This is a genomic window from Gemmatimonadaceae bacterium (genome assembly GCA_020852815.1).
Taxonomy (GTDB): Bacteria; Gemmatimonadota; Gemmatimonadetes; order Gemmatimonadales; family Gemmatimonadaceae; genus SCN-70-22.
Genome location: JADZAN010000047.1, coordinates 72,398 through 93,391, shown reverse-complemented (window position 1 = coordinate 93,391; position 20,994 = coordinate 72,398). Strand labels below are relative to the sequence as shown.

Genomic DNA, 20,994 nt, shown 5'->3' with positions numbered 1-20,994 from the left:
CATTGCACGCTCGTCATGGTGCCTCGCTCCTCTGTGCGCCGGCCGCGTCGTCCTTCATCACGCGTCGCGCGCGATACGTCACCGACCATTCCTTCTCGTGCCCGGGCTCGATCCACGCCGCGCTCTTCCAGTCGCCCAGCGCATCGCTCAACGAGTCCGGGGCACCGACGCACGGCGCCAGCGAGAGGTTCTGGTACGGGTCCTCACGGCGGAACGGCGTCCACGCGCGCTTGTTGATCCACAGCCCGACGTGCGTGACCGCGCCGGGGTCGAACGTCATGGCGAGTTCCCACTCGCCCTCGCGCAGCGTCGCCCACCCCTCGGACATGTCGACGAACAGCTTGCACGCATATCGCTTGGCGACGGCGAACGGATGCGCGAAGTCGAAGACCTTGCCGCTGCCGCGCACGAACGGCCAGCGGTGTTCCGACCGTATCTCGCCAAGCTCGATCTCATGCCGGGCAAAGACGCGCAGCCGCGCGCCATCGGGAAGCTCGAGGCGCGTCTCGTCGCTGAGCGGAAACATCGGGTGCGCCGACCAGAGGAAGGGGATGCGCTCGTGGCCGTCGTTGACCAGTGTGTACGTCATGCGGACGGTGCCGTCGGGTGCAACGCACGCCTCGCGCGACAGGAAGTATGGCAGGCGCACGCCGCGCCAGGTGGTGATGGCCCGCTGCCCGTCGGGGGCGGTGCGCACCGCGAGCGTGGGCTCCTGCGACCACAGCTCGCCATGGTCCGGCAGCTCGATGCCACCAAAGGTGCGGACCCACCCCGGCACCCGGCAGGCCGAAACGGTGGGGAAGCACTCGTCGAAGCCGCCCGAGTCGCCGGTTTCGGGATACGACGTCCCATCGATCCCCCGGGCCAGCGGGACCACGTCGCTGGACCACAGCCACTGCCGGCCGCCGATCTCCAACTCGGTGATCTTCCCGCCTAACGACGGCACGATGACCACGCGCGACGTCCCCCCGCGGAGCTCGAGGTAGCCGAAGTCAGACGCCGTCGGGAGCTTGGGGCGCGGACGGGAGAGGAACGGGAGCTTCACCCGATCGCCCCCGCGGTGATCCCGCGCGTGGCAAGGATGCGCGCCACCGCCTCGCCGATCTTGTTGTTCGGCGTGCTCGCCCCGGCGGTGAGCCCCACGCGCACGGTCCCACTCGCCGGCAGCCAGTCGACCGCGTCTGCCTCCACGTGCGTCACGCCGGCCACGCGGTAGTGCAGCGAGCGCGACTCCGGGTCAATCTCCGCGGGGTCCTCGACGTGGTACGTCGGGACGCGCTCCGCGCACAGCGCCGCCAGCGAGATCGTGTTGCTGGAGTTGAAGCCCCCCACGACGATCATGGCGTCGAGCGGTTCGTCGAGCAACGCGGTCACGGCATCCTGGCGATCCTGGGTCGCCGAGCAGATGGTGTCGAAGGTGCGGAAGTGCGTCGCGCGATGGTCGTCGCCGAAGGCACGCGCCATCGCCTCGCCCACCACCTCGCCGATCTCCAGCGACTCGCGCGCCAGCATGGTCGTCTGGTTGGCGACGCCGATTCGCCGGAGATGCACGTCGGGATCGAAGCCGGGCGAGGCCGCCTTGGCAAAGCGGGCCAGGAACGCCTCGCGCGCGGCCGGGTTCGCGGCCCCCGCGCCTAACGAAGCGATGTACGCGCAGACCGCCTCGGCCTCCGCCATGTCGCGCACCACGAGGTAGCGCCCCTCGGGATGCTTCAGGACCTGCGAGGCGGTGGCCCGCGTCTCCTCGTGGTAGTGCTTGCCATGGATGAGCGCCGTGAAGCCGTCGCGTGCATAGACCTCCACGCGCTTCCAGACGTTGAGCACACTCCCGCACGTGGTGTCGACCAACACGCACCCGTGCGCGCGCAGCGCCTGGAAGTCGGCCACGGTGACGCCGAACGCGGGGAGGATCACGACGTCCTCGGGCGCCACAGGCGAGAGGTCGAAGCGCGGCTCGCCGTCGCGCGTCCCTTCGAGCGGCACCATGATCTCCACCCCCATCTGCCGCAGCTTCTCGTTCACGTGCGGGTTGTGGATGATCTCGCCCAGCAGGTGCAAGCGCCGGTCGGGAAACTTGCGCCGCGTCTGGTATGCGTACTCGACCGCCCGGTCCACGCCATAGCAGAAGCCGAACTCCCTGGCCAGGCGCACCGTCACCTCGCCCGCTGTGAGCGTGTAGTCCCGCTCACGGAGGAGGTCGACGAGCCGTCCGGTGTAGTCGGCCGCGAGGTCGTCACGCACGTCGGCGCCGAGTCCGAATCCCTTGCGGAAGTAGGAATCGGGCGGGGTGCCCGGTGTCGTCATCGCCCCTCCTCCCGGCGCGCCGCGCGCGCCTCGTCCCCGCGTGCCACGCGCGCCTCGTCTACGGTGAGCCGCACCGGGGCGAGCGCCTCGAGGAAGGCCGGCGGCCAGCGCTTCACGCGCAGTGCCTCGCCGCGATCGGGGCCATCGTGCACGCAGACGAGGACCAGGAAGCCCTCCATGCGCAGCGCCCCGCCGTCGCCATAGCAGTCCAGGTTCAGGCGCAACGAACTCCCCCCCACCTCCGACACGTAAACGACCAGTTCCAGCAACTCATCCAGGCGCGGCGGCGAGGGATACTCGAGGTGCATGACGCGCCGCGGCAGCGTGATGCCATACTCCGCCGCAAAGCGGGCAAAGGTGAGGCCAACGGAGCGAAACATCTCCGCCTCGCCTACCTCGAAGAAGCGGGAATAGGCGTCGTAGCGAATGATCCCCATCGGGTCGCAGTCGCTCCAACGTACGCGCTCGTGCATGACGAACGGGGCGCGGGCGCTCATGCGTGCCCTGCAGCTGACGGCAGCCCGGCGCCGTCCCAGTAGTCGGCCGCCAGCAGCGGCGAGAAGGCGTACGTCACGAGGATCTCGTAGGCCTGCTGTCGGTCGACCATCCCGCTGGTGAGGATGCCGACGGCGCCAGCGCCGTGCTTGGTGCCGTGGAGCCCGCTCACCGCGTCCATCGCATGCCCGAGTTCCATCCCCTGCCGGATGAGCGTCGCCACGGCGGGGGGTAGCGGCATGGCGAGCGAGCCGCCGGTGAACTCGCGCCCATCGCGCAGCGCGATGGCCGCCCAGGCGCACGTGCGCATTCCGGTCGGCTCGTCGTCCACCACGCCGCCTTCGAGCCCGACGCCGATGTCGGCGTCGGTGGCCTCGCGCGCCGCACGGGCGCGGGCCAGGGCGCCGCGGCGCGTCTCGTCGTCGCCCAGCGGCTGGTCGGGCACACCCGATGGCACGGCGATCGCCTCGATACGCGCCGAGGCGTGCCACTGCCTAACGACAGCGGCCACCGCCGCCACCTTGACGGGATTGCGCGAACCAACCGCGATGCACGGCGAATTGAGGGGAGGACGACGTGTCATGAACCAGCGTGGGTGCGATGAAGCGCGTGCGTGGAGCGCCTGCATGGAGCGCGTGCGTGGAGCGCGTGCGTGGAGCGCGTGCGTGGAGCGCGTGCGCGGACAAGTGCTTGCGAGCCAGCCGTCACGCGCGACCATGGCAGGCGCGTGCGGGAGCGGCATCCCGTATGGCTGCACGATAATCTAAGGGGCGAGCGGGGGGTGCGGCGCTCCTTGCTCCCCCCCGGGGGGCGGGATAAGCTAGGGCGCCGATGCCTTCCCTTCACGCGCTCGTCTCGCTGCACGCCGTGCTCCCCTCGCCGCCATCGCGCGGCTCCGCCTCGCCGTTCACCTTGATCGGCGAGCGCCTCTGGCTCGACTTCGTCAACACCGACGACGTGCGTCGCGGTGCACGCATCGACCTGCTGCGCGACTTCGAGTCGCTGGTGCGATTCCTCGAGGCGGTGGCGATCCTGGATGGGGAGCGCGCGTCCGGCATGCGACGTCGCGTGCAGCAGCAACCCGCCGGCGCCGCCGCGGCGCTCGTCGACGCACGCCGCGTGCGCGCCGCACTCCGCGCCCTCGCCGAGCGCGGCGCCAACTCGGAGAAGATCCGCGGCGATGCGCTGGCGGAGATCAACCGCGTCCTGGGCCGGAGCGCGGGCACCCGCCGCGTGGAGAGCCGCGCCGACGGTTCCTTCACGCGCGCCTTCGTCCCCGTGGGCGATGCCTTCGCCGGACTCATCATCCCGATCGTGGAGTCGGCCGCCGACGCCCTCATTGCCGGCGAACTGGCGCGCGTGCGGCGCTGCAGCGACCCGCGCTGCTCCCGCGTCTTCTACGACGCAACGCGCAACGGGCGGCGGCGCTGGTGCGACATGGCCACCTGCGGCAACCGCGCCAAGGCCGCGCGCTTCCGCGAACGCGAGCGCCACGGCAGCTGACGGTCGCGGGGCCTTGCGCTCGGCGCCAGACGTCGAGCTTCCGCATGGCCCGCCCGGCGCGGGCCGTCCTGCATCAGTCGTTAGGCGACACCGGCGCACGGATGTAGCCCATCTCCGCCGCATACCCGCGCAGCTTGCGCTGCAGGATGCGCCGCCCGCGAAACAGCCGCGACTTCACCGTCCCCTCCGGGACCCCGAGCTCGCTCGCGATCTCCGCATACCGCATCCCCTGCACGTCGCTCAGCATGACCGCCGCGCGGTACTCGTCAGGCAGCGCCTCGATCGCGGCCACCACCTCCTCGTCGATGAACGAGTCGTAGAAGCGCCGCTCCGGATCGGTCTCGCCCACCGGCTCGAAGGCGCCACTCCCGTCCGCATCGTCCGGCGCCATCACCTCGCGCGCGTCGATGCGCCGCTTGCGGCTGACGAACAGGTGGTAGAGGATGGTGAAGAGCCAGGCCCGGGCGTTGGTCCCCAGGCGATACTGCTCCCAGCGCTCGATGGCCCGCAGCACCGTGTCCGACACCAGGTCCTCGGCGTCGTCGCGCGAGCGCGACAGCTTGAGCGCAAAGCTGTACAGCGCATCCAGGTGCAACAGCGCCTCGCGCTCGAACGCGGCGCGGCTCTGGAGGTCGGCCGTCATGTCGGCACCCCTTCACGCATGTGCATGGCGACGAAACGCTTGAGGTCGGCCGCGATGCCGCGCAGCATCTCGGCGTCGCGGCTCACCTTGGACATCATCAGCGCCCCCTCGAGCGTCGCGATGATGAAGCGCGCGAGACGCCCGGTGTCCGCCTCCTCCACCAGATATGGGCGCGCCTCCCACAACAGCGACTGGATCTGCGACGCCCACCGCTCGAACACCAGCGTCAGCCGCTCACGGAAACCCTCGTGCATGTCGGCCATCTCCGACGCAAGATTGCCGAACGGGGAGCCGATGCGGAACCCACGCTCGGTCTGCAACGCGACGAGCGAATCGATGAAGAGGTTGAGCCGCTCGATGGGCTCGATCATCGGCTCACGCAGGATGGCCAACCCGCGTTCGGCAAAACGCTCGAACTGCCGGCTCAGCACCTCGAGCCCGAGCTGGTCCTTCGACTTGAAGTAGTGATAGAAGTGGCTCTTGCCACTCAGCGACGCACGGTCGATGACGTCGTCGATCGAGGTTCGCTTGAACCCACGCTCGGCGATCAGGACGGCGGCCGCGTCGATGATGCGGGATCTGGTTTCGTTCACATCCGGAGTATAGGACCGTCAAGTCCGACGCACAAGGACACCACGCACGCATTCCTATTTTAGTCTCCCAGCGGAAGTTCCAAGTCATTGTTGTGCTTGATGTTATCGACGGGGCCGCCAACAGGCCCCTTTCTCCACGACTCGCTCACGCGGGCTAGCTTGCGACGCATGAGGGTCATCGACGTCGAACGCACCTACCTGCAGCTCACCTCACCGCCCCCGGAGACTCCCTTCCTCGCCGGTGACGCGCCCTGGTCGGCACTGCCCGCCGGCGTGCGGATCGACGAGGTCTGCGATTGCCCGGTCGCGACCTATCGCGAGCTATACGCCGCGGTGGGCGCCGACTACCTGTGGCGCGACCGGCTGGCATGGAGCGACGAGACGCTCGCCGTCCACCTCGCCCGCCGCGACGTGCGCGTGTGGATCCTGTGCGACGCCGAAGGCGAGGGGGGCTACTTCGAGTTGGTGAAGGGGGGCGACGGCGCCGTCGAGATCGCCTATTTCGGGCTCGTGCGCACGCGCCACGGCCGGGGGTTGGGAAAGGCACTCCTGTCGCGGGCGATCGCCGAGTCGTGGGGGTGGGGCGCCACGCGCGTGTGGCTGCACACCTGCACGCTCGACGGCCCGGCGGCGCTCCCCAACTACATCGCCCGCGGTTTCGTGCCGTATCGGCGCGAAACCTACGCCGTGACGCTCCCCGACGACTGAGGGGCTGCGTCGTTCACCCGCGCCGGCGGTCGTCTCGCCCTCGACGAGCGCCTCCACCGCCACCGCCACCGCCTCCACCGCCACCGCCACCGCCACCACCGCGCCCCCCGCGGCCGCCGCGCCCGCGCCGATCATCGCGACGCCCCCCGCCACCACGTCGCTCGCGCGCGAACTCCCCCCGCACGCGTGCCGACTCGCGATTCCGGTGCCGCCGCTCGCGATCCCCCTCTCGCCCGGCCGCGCGCTCGCCCTGGTCACGACGGTACTCGTCAGGCGACCACGGGCGATCGAGCAGCTCCTGCAGCATCTCGAGTGTGGGAGCGCGCACGCTGCCACGCTGCCCGCGATACACCACGAAGCGCAGCGGGCGGTCGAGCACCGGGAGTTCCTCCTGCACGAGCGTGCGGGCGAGCTTTTCCGGAAGGACGAGCCTCGCCACCCCGACAGCCGCAACGCGCGCGTCCGTGGCCCCTGCCGGGACTTCGGCGCTGACCGCGCCGGTGGCCGCGCGCGTCGCCTCCTCCGCTGACGCACTGGCCTGCGCGTCGGTGCGTGGCTCCTCGACGTCGTATTCGATCCCCACCGGCTTGTCGCGCACCTCGACCAGCGACGGAAGCGCGAGCAGTCGCTCGCGTTGGGCGGGATCCACCCAATCCGACAGTGGCAGGCGCAACGGCGCCGCGCGATAGTCGCGGATGCTGCGCGCCTCGCCTAACGCCTCCTCGTACATCGCCACGAGCTCCGCCTCCCCCAGCCGGCGCGTGGTCCCCCCCGAGCGGCGGTACAGCTCGCGCGCCTCCTCGATGACGGGCCGGTTGCGCTTCACCGCCACGTGACGCGACTCGCCGCGCGCCAGCGCCTCGGCAAGGGCGCGACGCGACGCGCCCTCCAGCCCCTCGGGGAAGGCGTCGATGACTTCCTCGTCACGCTCCAGGTCGAAGCCGAAATACGTGAGTCGGCGTTCCACCACCAGCGCGTCGCGCTTCCCGTGCCCGTCGTACGCAACGCGCGTCTCGCCGCGCTGCGCGTACTTCCGCACCAGCCCCATGGGAAGCTGCGTCCCCTCGATGGCGGCGCGCGGGTTGCCGAAGCGGTCGGCGAAGTACCGCAGCGTGCCAGCCACCGCCCCCCACGACCCGCACACGCTGCTCTTCGAGACACGCGCTTCCTGGCCGTCCACCGTCTCCTCGTCGATGACGAGGTCAAACGGCATGATGCGGGCAACGAGGTCGCAGTAGGCGCGCCGCACCTCGTCGGTGACCAGCGGCATGGACACCGGGAGCGGAAGGTCGACACCGCGGTACACCGATGCCATGGCCAGCGCCGTGTCCTCGATGGCCTTCACGAGGACGCCGCGACGTTCCGCCCACCGCCCAATGGACGCCTCGTCGAACAGGTGGCGCGGGAGCCCGTATACTTCCCCCATGCTCCCCGCCCTCGAGAAGGCGTCGGCATAGACGTTGTAGGCCGTGAGGTGGTCGCTCCCCGACACGACGAGCCCGCCCAAGTCGCGTTCGTCGCGCGTCATCCGGTGGAGCGACTCCACGCTGGCCATCACGGCGAGGTATGGCATCAGGGCATCGTCCGCGTGGACGATCAACTCCGCCCATGCGCGCTCCACCGGGAGCTTCTCCACCAGGCGCCCATACCGCGACAGGCGCCCGTTCTCGATCACGCCGCGCTGCTCCAGGTGCTGCACGGCGCGACGGTACGCGCCACGGTCCAGCGCCACGGGGAGCTCCAGCTCATCGGCACGCACGCCGAGGTCGGCGCACGTCAGCGCCACGCGCTCGGAGTCGCCCGCCAGCTGAAAGTCCGGCTCGGTGGGACGCATGGACGGCCAGTGCAGGTCGCGATCGCTGAGGATGAAGACCTTGCCGTCGTCCACGCGCCCGTGCACGCGCCCCGCCATCTGCAAGATCTCGTTGGTCCCCAGGTGCGTTCGCGTCAGGACGTTCTTCCCCCGCTCGACGACATTCGTGAAGCGCGTGTCGTCGATGATCACCGTATCGAGCCCCTTGATGTTCAGCGCGCTTTGTCCAGCGGCGGTCATCGCCAGGAAGAACGGCTTGGCCACCCCCTCCTCGAGGAAGGGGCGAATGACGCGGATGGGCTCCCCACCGTGGTAGAAAGCCGAGGTGATGCGGCGAAAGCGGTCGCCCACGAGCATCGCCACCTGCTCGACGGCGGCGCGCGTCGGCAGGAACATCCCCACTCCTCGCCGCTCCCTGATCACCTGCTGCAGGAACCGGTCGTCGAGGAAGTCGGCCGGATCCTTGCGCACCACGCGCACCTCGGCCGCCTTGCGCGGGTCGAACGCGGTGGACTGGATCACCGTCGACGATCGCAGGTACTCCGCATAGAAGCGCGGGTCGACCGTGGCCGACAGCCAGATGAAGCGACAGCCGACGCGCTTGCCTAACGCGAGGCACAACTCCAGCTCGGCCGACGTCTGGTGGATCTCGTCGATGACCAGCGTGTCGCCCGGGAGGATGTCGCCATCCTGGAACCAGCGGCGCGCGATCCCGGTCGTCACGACGATCACGTTCCACGTCGGCGTCTCGGGCGTCGCCTCGCGCTCGCGGTTGATCACGCCGACACGAAGCTCCCGCGTGCGCAGGATGGCCTGGGCAATGGGGCGCACAGCGAGCGTCTTGCCAGTCCCCGTCCCCGCCACGATGCCGAACCCGTCCCCCGACGCCGCCAGGGCGCGGACCTCGGCCCCGTGCTCGCGCTCGATCACGGTGTCCAGCTCGAGCCCTAACGCGAGCTCGATCGTCTCGCACGCCGCCCGCGTGGGCGCGATGATGATGACACGACCGGTCGGCGGCTCAGCCGCAACGAACGCATCGTGATCGGGAGGGAGCGAACGATCCAGGACGGGGCGAAGCACCTCCTAATCTACTCGCCCGGACGCTTCACCTTGCGCGGCTTCTCCTTCCCCTTCGCCTGCTCGGGCCCCTCGCCCTTCCGCGAACGCGCACCATCCTCGGGGAAAATCACGCGCCCGTTGGACGGACGGTTCTTGATGGCGCTGGCGCAATCGGTGGGCGCGGGCTGCTGCGCCGGCGGCACGTTGTCGATCCAGATCCGGCACATCCCCGCCGGCGGAAGGTGCGATACCGGGACCTCCTCGCGCGCCTCTCCCCTTGGTTTCACCGGGACCAGCGAGCGCACGGGCGGCGTCTGCGCCGACGCCACCACAGGCGCCGACCCAACCAACGCGAGCCCCAGTGCGATCACAGCCGCCTTGCCAAATCGAGAGATCACCGCTGCTCCATGCGAGGAGGTCCTCCGCGATAACGTGCACGGAAAGTGCCTTTCCGGTGTAGCCCGTGGCAAGTGAGTCTAACCGGTTCGTGCACAACGCCTTAGTCAGCCCTACACGCGGCCGGAACGCGGGAACCCGTCCCACTGGGCAGACGATCGGAGAGGACAGCGGGACACCCCGCCCCTCCCCGCTTGGGCTCGCCGCTCGCTCAGTCGCCGAACGAGATCCCGGTCGCCCGCGCCGTCCGCATCAGGTCGTGCGTCAGCTCCACGTGGCGCGGCTGCGAGATCACGTCCACGAAGGGGACGGTCACGATGTGCGGCGACTGCAGCGCCACCATGTGCCCCCACTTCTGCTGCTCGATGGCCTCGATGGCCGCACCGCCAAAGCGGGTGGCAAGCAGGCGGTCGTAGCCCGTGGGACCGCCGCCGCGCTGCAGGTGCCCCAGCACGAGCGACCGCGCCTCCTTCCCCGTGCGGTTCTGGATCTCCCAGGCAATGCGCCCCGCCACTCCTCCCACGCGCTTGGCCTGCCCGGGGAGCGACTCCCCCAGCACCGATTCCTGGCCGCCGACGGGAAACGCCCCTTCGGCGACCACGATGATGGAGAACTGCCGCCCCGCCCGGTCGCGCGCCCGGACCTTGGCGCAGACCTTCTCGATATCGAACGGGATCTCGGGCATGAGGATGACGTCGGCCGTCCCGGCGACCCCGGCGTGGAGCGCGATGAAGCCGGCGTGCCGCCCCATGACCTCCATCACGATCACGCGATCATGCGACTCGGCGGTCGTGTGCAGCTTGTCGATCGCCTCGATGGCGGTGTTGACCGCGGTGTCGAAACCGAACGTCGTGATGGTGTGGCTCACGTCGTTGTCGATGGTCTTCGGCACTCCCACGATCTTCATCCCGCGCTCGAACAGGCGCTGCCCGATCGTGAGCGACCCGTCGCCGCCAATGGTCAGGATGGCGTCGATCCCCAGCCGCTCGGCGTTCTCGAAGATCTCCTGCGACCGGTCGACCTCGATGAAGCTTCCGTCGGCCTGTCGCACGGGAAACTCGAACGGATTCCCGCGGTTGGTGGTCCGGAGGATGGTTCCGCCCAGGTGCGCGATCCCGCGAACGGAGTCGCGGGTGAGGGGGATGATGTCGTCCTCGCCGAGGAGACCGTAGTAGCCGCGGCAGATCCCGAGCACATCCCATCCGCGCGTGACGGCGCAGAGGACGGCGGCGCGAATGACGGCGTTGAGCCCTGGGGCGTCACCGCCACCAGTGGAGATCGCGATGCGCATCTCGTGAAAGTGAGGGAGTGGTACCTGAGGGGGTAACGTGACGAAATGAGCGATGCACGCCAGCCGATCCTTATAAGGTCGGCCGAGTGGTCTCGCGATTGACCGGAAAGTGGAGTGTCGGCGCGCGCGGGGAAAGGTAAACGATTACAGTCCGTTCGCAGCCCGCCGGAGAGGCGTGGATTACCGCGGGACCGGGACCCCAGCGAGATTCGCCAGCGACCGGATCACGGAATCCTGTCGCGCGACCACGGTCTTGAGCGAGTCGATCTGGTCCTGCAGCTCCTGCTGCGTCAGGCGGACGTCGTTGTACGCATCCCCGAGCTGCGCGATGGCCTGCGCGGTCTCGATGTCCTGCTTGGAGGGCGGGGCGCACGCGGCGAGAGCGGTGACGCTGACGGCGACAGCTACGGTGACGGCACGGACGGCGGGGAACCCCCGACGAACGTCATGCCTCGTTCTCGCAATGCGTGACCGCGCGGCGCGTTGCACGGGATTCATGGGGGGAGTATTGCCCCGGACTCGTCGCGGCGGAAGGCAGTGCGCGTGACCGCGGGGGTGGCCGCCGAAAAATGGTACAGAGCGCAACGATTTGGTTGGGACGAATGCGTGCGACGTCGGCATGATGTGCAACGCGCGTGTGCGGCAGCGTCTGCGGCACGGCGCACGAGAGCATGCACGGCAGCATGCACGGCAGCATGCACGGCAGCATGCCCGACATCGTCAACGACCGACCTCCATTCCCGTGAAACGCTCGCGCGAGAACCTGCGCTCCATGTCCATGGCCGCTCGCCGTGGCTTCACCCTGCTCGAACTCACCATCGCGGGGGCGCTCATCGGCATCATCTCGCTCATGGCGCTCCCTACCGTCGCCGCGTTGCGTGACCGCGCCGCGGTGCACGGCGCGACGTCGCTCCTCGTCTCGGCGCTCGCCGATGCACGACACCAGGCGCTGCGCTGGCAGCGCCGAACCGCGGTTCGATTCGATACTACGCAGGCCCGGACCGTGGTGCATGCGGGGAGCGACACGCTCGTTCGCATCCCACTCGATTCGCTGTTTCGCGTCGCGCTGGCAACGACGCGAGACTCGATCGCTTTCTATCCGACTGGGCTGGGTTACGGCGCGGCCAATACGCGACTCATCGTGGCGCGCGGCGCGGCGGCGGAGACGGTCACGGTATCGCGCGCCGGCCGCGTGAAGCGGTGAGTGAGGGGCGCGCCGGCTGTCGGCGCGCCGGCACGCGAGTGCGAGAGCAGCCTAATTCGTCGCAGCGACCGTCCCGAAGTCGAACCCTGGAATCGAGATTCGATCGATCGGTTGCCCCAGGACGCGTTCGATGGTGCGCACCATCGCGATCTCGTCGGGGGCCATGAAGGTGAAGGCATCGCCCGTCGATGCGGCGCGTCCGGTGCGGCCGATCCGGTGCACGTAGTCTTCGGCCTGCGCCGGGACGTCGAAGTTGATGACGTGCGAGATGCCGGAGATGTCGAGACCGCGCTGCGCGATGTCGGTGGCGACGAGGACCTTGATGTCGCCGCCCTTGAACTTCTCGATCGCCTGGGTGCGTTGCGACTGCGTCTTGCCGGCATGCATGGCCGTGGCGTCGATCCCGGCGGCGTGCAGGTCACGCACCACGTGGTCTGCACCGTGCTTGGTTCGCGTGAAGACGAGGACCGAGTCCATCGCCGGGCTGCGCAGCAGCTCGACCAGGAGGTCTTTCTTTCGCCCGCGCGGTACGGGGTAGACGGCGTGGCGCACCGTGCTAGCCGCCGACGAGCGGCGACCGACCTGCACGACTACAGGGCGGCGGAGGTACTTGCGCGCCAGCGCCTCGACTTCGGGCGGCATCGTGGCGCTGAACAGGAGCGTCTGCCGATAGGGCGAGATGCCCCCCACGATGCGCGAGATCTGCGGCGCGAAGCCCATGTCGAGCATGCGGTCCGCCTCATCGAGGACGAGGATCTCGAGGTGCTCGAGCGAGGCGTTGCGCCGGTCCATATGGTCGATGAAACGTCCCGGCGTGGCGACGATCACGTCGACGCCGTCGCGCAGCGCCTTCTCCTGCGGTTCGTAGGCCACGCCACCGTAAATGGGGGCAACGTCGACCCTGGCGAACTTGCCGTACTTCCGGAAGCTCTCCTCGACTTGCTGGCACAGCTCGCGCGTCGGGGTCAGGATCAGGCAGCGAAGCCGCCGTTCTCCTCCCGCGAGGCGATGGATGATCGGGAGGGTGAAGGCGGCGGTCTTCCCGGTGCCGGTCTGCGCGAGCCCCATGACGTCGCGGCCGTGCATCGCCACCGGGATGGCATCCCGCTGGATTGGGGTCGGGGCGCGATAGCCGGCAGCCGCAACGGCCTCCAGGATGGGCGCCGCCAGCCCGAGGTCGGAGAACGACGTGCCTTCCTCGGGGAGCGCCTCCGGCAGCAGCCCTTGTGCGCGCTCAGCGTGCTGCGGCGAATCGGCAGACTCGGCGTCGCGTGTCGCGGTCGTGAGGTGCGGCGCTCCGGGCGCGGGCGCCCCTGAGTGCGCCGACGTCGTGTGTGAACGGTCCGCGGCCGCAGGGGCGGCCTTACGCTTCCTGGGCGCGGGGCGCTTGGTCTTCATTCCGCCTGTTGTCCATGTCGTCTCGAGTGCCGCAAGCTAAGGGAGCACGGGACCCGGGCGCCAGCGCCTAACGACCAACGTTCAGGTGCGGGAGCAGCGCGTCGAGCACGGTCTGGGGCACTTCCTCGGCGAGGACGTGCCCCGCGCGCGGGAGGATGCAGCTGCGCCATCCGGGCAATTCTTGCACCCGTGCCGCGGATTCGCCCGCCCGCACGAGGAGGTCCTGCCCGCCCAGCATGAGGAGGACCGGCGCCGTGACGGCTGCGAGTTCCGCCGGCGTGCGTGGCTCCAGCCGGTAGCGGTGCAGGAGCGTGCGCAGGGCCCAGGCGAAAGCGGGGTCGCGCGTCGGCGCGCGGTACTCGTCCACGTCTCGCATCGCGAAGTCGCCCAGCGTGCCGTTGATCGCCCGCACGGCGAGCGGGATCGTCCACGGGGGCACGGCGTACTGCACCAGCGGCGTCACCGGCGCGGGGGTGGCCAGGCGCGCGAGGAGGAGAAAGCGGACGCTCGCCAGGCCCACCGGCGCCAGGAGCATGAGCGAGGTGAGGCGCGCGCCCTGACGCCGCGCGACGTCGAGCGCGACGCCACCGCCTAACGAATGCGCCACCACGGCCAGGCGCCCCACGCCGAGGGTGTCGATCACCGCTTCCACGTGCGCCGCCATCGCGTCGGCGGTGTACAGCGACTCGTCCCTCGGCTTGTCGGAGCCGCCGTGCCCCCGCAGGTCCATCGCGATCACGCGATAACCGCCCTGCACCACCGCTGGCAGGATCTTGCGGTAGTAGTAGACCGACGCCCCCCACCCGTGGAGAAAGAGCACCGGCGGCGCCTGCACATCGCCCCCCTCCACCACGCGCACCTCCTCCCCCCATGGCAGCTGCAGCATGCGGGCAGTCAGCACCGGCTCGCCGGCCGGGTACAACTCGTCAGGCGCAAGACGCCCGCGAAAGAGGGAGAGCAGCACGCGCGCACAGACCGGTGGGAACGGCCCGAAAGCTGCCGTCCCACCGAGTCGAAGTGAAGGCTCGCTACCCGGTCGCGTTCACCTCGATCTTGCGTCCCTTCGCCATCGCCGCCGCGCTCTTGGGCAGCTTGACCGTGAGGACACCGTCCTTGAACTCCGCGGTGATCCTGGTGGGATCGATCGTGCGCGGCACGACAAACGAGCGGGCGAAGGTGCCATAGAAGCGCTCGAAGAGGTGAAACTTCGCCTCCTCCTTCGCTTCCCCCTTCTCCTCCTTCCGCTCTTCTGTCTTCTCGCCGCGGATGGTGAGCACGTCGTCCTCGAACGTCACGTCGATGTGCTCGCGTGCGATCCCCGGAAGTTCCGCGGTCACCAGGAGCATGTCGGGCTTCTCGACGATCTCCACGGGGGGGACCCACCCCACCGTCTCGGTCGCGAAGAGGTCGCTCGCCGGCCCCTGGTTCCAGAACCGGCGCAGCCGATTCTGCATCTCGTCCATCTCGCGAAACGCGTTCACGAACACCGGCGTCGCGCGAGGCATCGGGAGCTTCGTCATAACTCCTCCTTGCTGGAGTCGCGCCTGCCGAGGTCTTCCCCGGCTGCTGGACGATGCATCAGGGCGCGCGACGCGTCTGTCGGGGGGTGAGGGGAACGATTGCCAGTGAAGCGACTACGCATGAAATGCAGGCGCGAACCCGCGCCGAACGATCCGGAAGACGTGAGGAGGGACGCCGGCCATCGGATCCGTGCGTGAGTCCCCGCGCGACTCCTTCTATCGCACCCGCCAGGGGCCAACTGCGCCGCTGCGCGACGTCATCAGGTCCGCGCGTGGGCCCGATCGCGCCGTTCGGGCGACGTTCGGCGCCGATTTCGGCATCCTCAGCGGCCCGCGCTTGTCACGCTCGGGGACGCCACCCAATTTGCGATTGCACCGCCGCACCGCCCGTACCGCCACACATGTCGCGAAACTCCCGCGCCGCCTACCTGTCGCACCGCGCCTCACGTGCGCGGTGAATTCGTCGACGTGGGTGGAGTCAGGCTCTACTACTACGCCGCCGGTTCACGGGGCATTGGTGAGCCGATCGTCTTCATCCACGGCTTCCCAACGTCGTCCCACCTGTGGGGCGATGTAGTTCCGCTCGTCCCCAAGGGGCACCGGGTGGTCGTCCTGGACCTGCTCGGCTACGGGCGCAGCGACCCGCCGGGTGGCGCCGACCTCTCGCTCCGCGCCCACGCCGAGCGCGTGGTGCTGCTGCTGGACGCGCTCGGGATCAACTACGCGACCATCGTCGGCCACGACATCGGCGGCGGGATCGCGCAGTCGCTAGCCATCCGCCATCCCACCCGCGTCGCCCGGCTCTGCCTGATCAACTCGGTCGCCTTCGGCGCCTGGCCTGGAACCGAGGTCAAGCTCGTCAGGGCCACCATGCCGCTCACGCGTCACTTACCGGCGACGTGGATTCTCTCGGTGTTGCGGGCCGACCTGCTGCGGGGCTACGTCGCGTCGGAGCGGGGGACGCATTCGATCGAGCAGTACGTGCGCCCGTTCGCATCGGAGCCGGGGCGCGATGTGCTCGTCTCGCACCTGGCCGCGCTCGACTCCGGGGAAACCAAAGCGCTGGAACCGCGGTTGAAGGATATCGTGGCCCCGACGGCGATCGTGTGGGGAGGAGAGGACCCTTTTCTCCCGCGAGCGATCGGTCAGCGGCTGGCCGACTCGATTCGCGGTGCCACGCTCGACGTGGTGCCCGATGTCCGCCACTTTACGCCCGAGGAGGCGCCGGAGCGTGTCGCCGCGGCGTTGACTACCCTGCTCTCCCGATGACTGCCCCTCGCCTCGACGCCCTTCGCGCCATGGTTGCCCGGAGCCCGGGCAACGCCCTGGCGCGTTTTGGCCTGGCGAACGAACTGCTCAAGGCGGGGTTGTGGGAGGAAGCCGCGGTGGAGCTGCGCGCCTACCTGGCCGCGCACGACGACGAGGGGAATGCCTACGGGCGGCTGGCCGAGGCGTGCGTGGCGTTAGGCAGGAACGACGAGGCACGGGAGGCGCTGCGACAGGGGATCGCCGCGGCGCAGCGGTTTGGACACCCCGGCATGGCACACGACCTGGCGGGGCGACTCGAAGACCTGGAGGATTCTGCGTGAAGCACTACCTGCGGGGCGCCCGCCACGCGGGCGTCACGATGACGCTCGTCCTCGGAGCAATGGCACTCGATGCGCGCGCGGCGCACGGACAGCGCGTGTCGCCGGTGGCGGCGCAGCCGGTGAGCGTGGGGACGCGCGTTCGCGTCCTGGCGCCGTCCATTCGCCGCGAGCGATTCACGGGTCGGGTCGATTCGCTCGATGCCAGCGAGATGGTGCTCGACACGGCCGGCGTTCGCCGTCGGCTCGGCTTCGAGACGGGGCCGGTGCTGGTCGAGTCGTATCGGCGCGTGAGCGTCCGGACGTCGGCAATCGAGCAGATCGAGGTGAGCGCCGGGCGCACCACGCGCAAGGCGACGCTCAAGGGGATCCTGATTGGCGGGTTGTCGGGTGCGCTCCTGATCGGCTTCGGGCAGCTTCCCGAGGTGAACCCCAAGGCATCTGACTTCCTGAAGGGCGCACCGGTGGGGTTGGCGATTGGCAGCGTCGTGGGTGGGATCGTGGGTTACGCGCTCGGCGGCGAGCGGTGGGTCCCCGGCGAACTACCGCGTTAGGCAGGTCGGCGGGCGCGGGCGCGCTGCCCTCGTTTCACTTCGCCTCGTACACCACCTTTCCGCCCAGCACCGTCATCGCCACGCGGGCCGTGGGAATCTCGCGCTCGGGGATCGTCATGATGTCCTTGGTGAGGACGGCGAGGTCGGCGAGCTTGCCCACCGTGATCGACCCCTTGTCCCGCTCCTCGAAGGCTGCGTAGGCGTTGTTCAGCGTGTAGGCCTGCAGCCCCTGCGCGCGCGTGACGCGTTGCTCGGGGAGGAAGACTGAGCCGTCGGCGACGATGCGCGAGACGCTCCCCCAGAAGCTGGGGATGGGATCGATCTTCTCGACGGGGACGTCGGTCCCGTTGGTGACGATGACCCCCGCGTCCCAGAGGGCGCGCCACAGGTAGGAGGTGCGGCGCGCACGCTCCTCGCCAAGCCGCCGGGGGACCCACGGGCCGTCCGAGATCGTGTGGATTCCCTGCATTGAGGCAATCACCCCTAACGTCCGGAAGCGGGCGATATCGGCGGGGTCGATGTGCTGCGAGTGTTCGTCGCGCCAGCGCAGGTCGCGCTTGTCGGGATTTGCCCTGAACGTGCGCTCGTAGATGTCGAGCACCTCACGGTTGGCGCGGTCGCCGATGGCGTGCGTGTTCACCTGGAAGCCGTGCTTGATGGCCACGCGCGCGGTTTCCTCGATGTCGGCCGGGCTCTCGAGGGCAAGCCCGCTCGAGGTCGGGAGGTCGGCGTACGGCTCGAGCAGCCAGGCACCGCGCGGTCCGAGGGCGCCGTCGATCTGGCGCTTGATGGACCGCACGGTGAGGTAGTGGTTGCCATAGCCCAGCAGGCGATAGCGGGGAAGGAGCGAGTCCATCCGCGCGTTGCTCTCGCGGCGCACCATGACGTACAGGCGTACGGGGAGCTTCCCCTCGTCGGCGAGTTGGCGGTAGGCGTCGATGGTGGCAAAGTCGGCGCCGGCGTCATGGAAGGTAGTGACGCCCTGCCGCAGCGCCTCCTCGCCCGCCAGCTGCACCACGCGACGGAAGCGCGCCGCCCGGTCGGCCGGCGACAAGCGGTCGTCGCGCGTGCGGGCGGCACCAACGATGCGCTGCGCCGTCTCCTTCAGGAACCCCGTCGGCTCGCCCGCGGCGTCCTTCACGAACTCGCCGCCGTCCGGGTTCGGGGTGTCGCGCGTGACGCCTGCCAGCTGCAACGCCCGGGCGTTGGCGAACGCGGCGTGCCCGCTGGCGTGCGTGAGCAGGACCGGATGATCGGCGCTCACGCGATCGAGCGACGCATGCAGCGGCACCCCTTCCACGTTGGGCTGCGGCACGCGATCCCACTTCTCCTGGTGCCACCCGCGGCCGACGATCCACTCCCCGGCGCGCGCCTCCCTCGCCGCGGCGCCCACCATCGCCACGATGTCGTCCCAGTTGCGCGCCGTGGTGAGGTCGAGGACGAGCTTCGACTCGCCAAGCCCCAGGTAGTGCCCGTGCCCCTCGATGAACCCGGGAATGAGGAGGCGCCCGCCGAGATCGATGGTGCGCGTCCCGGGCCCCGCCAAACGGCGGATGGCATCCGTGGTTCCCACCGCGACGATGCGGTCACCGCGCACCGCAACCGCCTGCGCCTCGGGGCGCTGCGAGTCGACGGTGACGACGTGCCCGTTGATGAAGACGAGATCGGCGCGCGGCGGCTGCGCATCGCGGGGACGCGCGACGAGGGCGGTCGCCGCGGCTACCGCGCAGACGGCAACGACGAGGACCACGAGTCGACGGATCATGGCTCTTGGAAGTGGGACGGCCTAACGAACCTGGCGGGCGGCGTCGAGCACGTGCGCGATATCGCGCGACACGGCGCGCGCCTCCTGCGTCGCCGAGGAGACATCGTCGATTGCCGACTGCACGCCGGCCGAGCGCAGGGCGATCATGTCGAGGCGCATGTTCTGCAGCACGAGCGACGCGCTCTCCAGCTGGGTGCGCAGCGTCTCGTGGCGCGACGCGAGGTCGGCCAGCGTGGCGCGTTGCCGCTCGAGGAGGGCCACCTTCTGGTCGCGCTCGCGCGATTCGGGCTGCTCACGCGCTGCTGCGATCCGCTGGTCGAGAGCCTCGAGCGCCGCCGGCTGCACGTCATCCTCCAGGCGGTGCAGCGCCTGGGCCAACGATGCCACGCGCTCGGTGAGCGAGTCGACCGTGGGGGCGACGTCGGGAATCAGGTCCTTGTCGGCCTTGGTGAGCTTGGCGAGCACTTCGTGCACGGCGCGCCGATCGGAGGCCGCGCGGCGCACGTGCTCGCCGTAGGTCCCGGCCAGCACGTCGGGCGGCACCATCGGCTGCGCGGCCTGTGTTGGCGTGGGGAGCACCGCCATCGCGGCGCCCTCCCCATGCGCCTTGAGCGCGCGCGATGCCTCGGCGCCGAAGATGTCGCGCAGCCGAACGCCGTCGGCCCAGAGCGACGCGAAGCGCTGCGCGAGGGGGATGGTCATCGCCAGAGCGGGAAAGATCACCCAGGGAAAGTCGGGGGTGAACATCGCGTTGATGACGCCAAGGAAGCCGACGGTGACGACCGAACTGGCGGCCCTGCGGCGGAAGGCGCGAATGCGATCGACGACGCCGAGCTGCTGAAAGGCGTCCAGGCTCTCCCGGCCGCGGAGCGCGGCGCGCTGCGAGCGGGCGTCGCGCCGGGTCATGCGCGACTGCTCGCGCACCTCGCGCCACGACTCGGGCATCCACGACGGGACGGCGGGCATTGGCTGCATTCCCGGGTTGGGCGCACGGCGCGGCGCCCCCCCCCACCCGGCGTTGGCGGCCTCGATGGCATCGCGCGCCGCCTCGTCGGCCATGCGCTGGGCGTAGCGCGCCTGGTCCGCGACCTGGTGCTCCACACCGCGCACGATGGCGCGCACGCTCGCCGCGAGCCCCGCCCCGTCGGGGGCCCGCGGCGCCGCCTCCCCCTCGCCACCGGCCGTCGGACGAGCCGATGGCCGCGGCGCCGCGTGCTTCCACGCCGACGACAGTCGCGCGTCGCGCGGCGACTCGGCGGGCGCGCGCGTTGCGGCTGGCGGCAGCGACGCCGGCGGGAGCGCGCCCACCCCGCCCTCCACCGCGGCAATGGCGTCGCGAAACGCCCCGGCATCGTCCCAGCGATCCGACGGCCGCTTGGCCATCGCGCGCTCGATCGCCGCCACGAGCAGCGGCGACAGGTCGCGACGGTACTCGCGCAGCGGTCGCGGCGTGTCGCTGATGTGCTTCATCAGCATCGCCGGCGTGTTCCCCGCCTGGAACGGGAGCTCGCCCACCAGCATCTGGTAGGCAACGATCGCCAGCGAGTAGAGATCCGAGCGCCCGTCGATCTCGCGCTCACCCATCGCCTGCTCGGGCGACATGTAGGCCGGCGTTCCGACGGCGATCCCGGTGACGGTGAGTCGCGCATCGCCCTCGGCGGCGCGCGCGATCCCGAAGTCGGTGACCATCGGGCGCCCCGTGGCGCGATCGATGAGGATGTTGTCGGGCTTGACGTCGCGATGGACGATGCCGCGCCCGTGCGCATACGCCAGCGCATCGGCGACGCCGCGCAGGATGCGGCACACCTCGGCCACCGGCGGGCGGGGGTTTGTCGCCAGCCGCAACGCCAGCGGCTCGCCTTCCACCAGCGCCATCACGAAGCAGACGAGCCCGTCGCGCTCCTCGACGGCGTAGATGGGGACGATGTTGGGATGGTTGAGCTGCGCCGCGGTCTGCGCCTCGCGCAGGAAGCGCTGGCGCACGTCGTCACGGAAGGCGAGTTCGGGGGGGAGGACCTTGATGGCGACCGCGCGCCGCAGCTTGCGGTCCATCGCACGGTACACGACGCCCATCCCGCCGCGACCGAGTTCACCCTCGATCTCGTACGTGCCGCCGAGTGCGGCGCCAACGCGTTCGCGGAGGGGATCGGTCATGGTGGAGC

Annotated in this window: 21 protein-coding genes; 6 read left to right on the top strand and 15 right to left on the bottom strand. The window is 70.0% G+C overall.

All coding sequences use genetic code 11. The features are described from left to right. Window positions 1-13 precede the first annotated feature (13 nt). The 4 genes from IT359_21610 to yjjX are packed head-to-tail and all read right to left on the bottom strand — an operon-like array spanning window position 14 to window position 3,382. On the bottom strand, window positions 14-1,045 hold the full coding sequence (locus tag IT359_21610) for a hypothetical protein (protein ID MCC6931602.1): 1,032 nt from the start codon (window positions 1,043-1,045) through the stop codon (window positions 14-16). Beyond that, on the bottom strand, window positions 1,042-2,304 hold the full coding sequence (locus IT359_21605) for a 4-hydroxy-3-methylbut-2-enyl diphosphate reductase (protein ID MCC6931601.1): 1,263 nt from the start codon (window positions 2,302-2,304) through the stop codon (window positions 1,042-1,044). The genes IT359_21610 and IT359_21605 overlap by 4 nt, the downstream gene beginning before the upstream one ends. Next, complete coding sequence (locus IT359_21600) at window positions 2,301-2,801, bottom strand: acyl-CoA thioesterase (protein MCC6931600.1); 501 nt, start codon at window positions 2,799-2,801, stop codon at window positions 2,301-2,303. Before IT359_21600 ends, IT359_21605 begins: the two co-directional genes overlap by 4 nt. After that, the gene (gene yjjX / locus IT359_21595; protein MCC6931599.1) at window positions 2,798-3,382 is read right to left on the bottom strand and encodes an inosine/xanthosine triphosphatase; all 585 of its coding nucleotides are present in this window, start codon (window positions 3,380-3,382) and stop codon (window positions 2,798-2,800) included. Before yjjX ends, IT359_21600 begins: the two co-directional genes overlap by 4 nt. A gap of 248 nt (window positions 3,383-3,630) precedes the next feature. Here yjjX and IT359_21590 point away from each other — a divergent pair, with 248 nt between their 5' ends. Then, window positions 3,631-4,302: a CGNR zinc finger domain-containing protein gene (locus IT359_21590; protein ID MCC6931598.1), complete on the top strand. Its 672-nt coding sequence runs from the start codon at window positions 3,631-3,633 to the stop codon at window positions 4,300-4,302. A gap of 73 nt (window positions 4,303-4,375) precedes the next feature. Here IT359_21590 and IT359_21585 read toward each other — a convergent pair whose 3' ends face one another. Both IT359_21585 and IT359_21580 read right to left on the bottom strand, forming a co-directional pair. After that, complete coding sequence (locus IT359_21585; protein MCC6931597.1) at window positions 4,376-4,945, bottom strand: sigma-70 family RNA polymerase sigma factor; 570 nt, start codon at window positions 4,943-4,945, stop codon at window positions 4,376-4,378. Further along, window positions 4,942-5,538, bottom strand: a complete 597-nt coding sequence (locus IT359_21580) for a TetR family transcriptional regulator C-terminal domain-containing protein (protein MCC6931596.1) — start codon at window positions 5,536-5,538, stop codon at window positions 4,942-4,944. Before IT359_21580 ends, IT359_21585 begins: the two co-directional genes overlap by 4 nt. A gap of 168 nt (window positions 5,539-5,706) precedes the next feature. On the opposite strand from IT359_21580, the gene IT359_21575 reads away from it, so the two are divergent. Then, complete coding sequence (locus IT359_21575) at window positions 5,707-6,246, top strand: GNAT family N-acetyltransferase (GenBank protein MCC6931595.1); 540 nt, start codon at window positions 5,707-5,709, stop codon at window positions 6,244-6,246. A 13-nt stretch (window positions 6,247-6,259) separates the two neighbouring features. On the opposite strand, the gene IT359_21570 is transcribed toward IT359_21575, so the two are convergent. The 4 genes from IT359_21570 to IT359_21555 form a co-directional block, all read right to left on the bottom strand. After that, entirely contained in the window at window positions 6,260-9,139 is a 2,880-nt protein-coding gene (locus tag IT359_21570; protein ID MCC6931594.1) for a DEAD/DEAH box helicase, read from the bottom strand. Between the two features lie 8 nt (window positions 9,140-9,147). After that, on the bottom strand, window positions 9,148-9,516 hold the full coding sequence (locus IT359_21565) for a hypothetical protein (GenBank protein MCC6931593.1): 369 nt from the start codon (window positions 9,514-9,516) through the stop codon (window positions 9,148-9,150). A gap of 209 nt (window positions 9,517-9,725) precedes the next feature. Beyond that, window positions 9,726-10,805, bottom strand: coding sequence for an ATP-dependent 6-phosphofructokinase (locus IT359_21560; GenBank protein MCC6931592.1), 1,080 nt, complete (start codon window positions 10,803-10,805; stop codon window positions 9,726-9,728). A gap of 180 nt (window positions 10,806-10,985) precedes the next feature. Next, window positions 10,986-11,294, bottom strand: coding sequence for a hypothetical protein (locus IT359_21555; protein MCC6931591.1), 309 nt, complete (start codon window positions 11,292-11,294; stop codon window positions 10,986-10,988). Window positions 11,295-11,583: 289 nt separating this feature from the next. Here IT359_21555 and IT359_21550 point away from each other — a divergent pair, with 289 nt between their 5' ends. After that, window positions 11,584-12,009, top strand: a complete 426-nt coding sequence (locus IT359_21550; GenBank protein ID MCC6931590.1) for a type II secretion system protein — start codon at window positions 11,584-11,586, stop codon at window positions 12,007-12,009. Between the two features lie 51 nt (window positions 12,010-12,060). Here the strand turns inward: IT359_21550 and IT359_21545 are convergent, their stop codons facing one another. The 3 genes from IT359_21545 to IT359_21535 form a co-directional block, all read right to left on the bottom strand. After that, window positions 12,061-13,407, bottom strand: a complete 1,347-nt coding sequence (locus IT359_21545; GenBank protein ID MCC6931589.1) for a DEAD/DEAH box helicase — start codon at window positions 13,405-13,407, stop codon at window positions 12,061-12,063. Window positions 13,408-13,474: 67 nt separating this feature from the next. Continuing rightward, window positions 13,475-14,371, bottom strand: a complete 897-nt coding sequence (locus IT359_21540; protein MCC6931588.1) for an alpha/beta hydrolase — start codon at window positions 14,369-14,371, stop codon at window positions 13,475-13,477. A 64-nt stretch (window positions 14,372-14,435) separates the two neighbouring features. Next, on the bottom strand, window positions 14,436-14,927 hold the full coding sequence (locus IT359_21535) for an Hsp20/alpha crystallin family protein (protein MCC6931587.1): 492 nt from the start codon (window positions 14,925-14,927) through the stop codon (window positions 14,436-14,438). Window positions 14,928-15,374: 447 nt separating this feature from the next. On the opposite strand from IT359_21535, the gene IT359_21530 reads away from it, so the two are divergent. From IT359_21530 to IT359_21520, 3 genes are read left to right on the top strand one after another with little or no spacing between them, the layout of a single operon-like run. Further along, window positions 15,375-16,196 carry an alpha/beta hydrolase gene (locus IT359_21530; GenBank protein MCC6931586.1) on the top strand — a complete coding sequence of 274 codons (822 nt, stop codon included), beginning with the start codon at window positions 15,375-15,377 and terminating at the stop codon, window positions 16,194-16,196. Beyond that, the gene (locus IT359_21525) at window positions 16,193-16,516 is read left to right on the top strand and encodes a tetratricopeptide repeat protein (GenBank protein MCC6931585.1); all 324 of its coding nucleotides are present in this window, start codon (window positions 16,193-16,195) and stop codon (window positions 16,514-16,516) included. Before IT359_21530 ends, IT359_21525 begins: the two co-directional genes overlap by 4 nt. Further along, the gene (locus IT359_21520; GenBank protein MCC6931584.1) at window positions 16,513-17,067 is read left to right on the top strand and encodes a hypothetical protein; all 555 of its coding nucleotides are present in this window, start codon (window positions 16,513-16,515) and stop codon (window positions 17,065-17,067) included. The genes IT359_21525 and IT359_21520 overlap by 4 nt, the downstream gene beginning before the upstream one ends. A gap of 34 nt (window positions 17,068-17,101) precedes the next feature. On the opposite strand, the gene IT359_21515 is transcribed toward IT359_21520, so the two are convergent. After that, window positions 17,102-18,832 carry an amidohydrolase gene (locus tag IT359_21515; protein MCC6931583.1) on the bottom strand — a complete coding sequence of 577 codons (1,731 nt, stop codon included), beginning with the start codon at window positions 18,830-18,832 and terminating at the stop codon, window positions 17,102-17,104. A 21-nt stretch (window positions 18,833-18,853) separates the two neighbouring features. Further along, window positions 18,854-20,986, bottom strand: a complete 2,133-nt coding sequence (locus tag IT359_21510; GenBank protein MCC6931582.1) for a protein kinase — start codon at window positions 20,984-20,986, stop codon at window positions 18,854-18,856. Window positions 20,987-20,994: the final 8 nt, after the last annotated feature.